The organism is Pseudomonas sp. EA_5y_Pfl2_R50 (assembly GCF_963970475.1).
In the GTDB taxonomy this organism is placed as follows: domain Bacteria; phylum Pseudomonadota; class Gammaproteobacteria; order Pseudomonadales; family Pseudomonadaceae; genus Aquipseudomonas.
Genome location: NZ_CAXAPT010000265.1, coordinates 1 through 224 on the forward strand (window position 1 = coordinate 1; position 224 = coordinate 224).

Genomic DNA, 224 nt, shown 5'->3' on the forward strand with positions numbered 1-224 from the left:
CCCGGCTGGCTCGCCGGTGACTGTGACCCTGTCGAACGGTTCGATCATTACCATCGAAACCGGCAAAACCACTGGCACCGTCACTGTTCCAGCGCCTGCCGATGACGTCTACAAAGACGCCGGCAAAGTCGAAGTCACCATCAAGGACGCCACTGGCGGTAACTTCGAGAACCTGGTGCCGAGCACCACACCAGCCGTGACCGAAGTGACGGACACCATTGACA

General features: G+C 59.4%; 1 protein-coding gene. It reads left to right on the plus strand.

What is annotated here, in order from left to right; translation table 11 throughout:
- The coding region (locus tag AACY19_RS27750) for an immunoglobulin-like domain-containing protein (protein WP_339454684.1) at positions 1-224 on the plus strand (224 nt) is incomplete at both ends.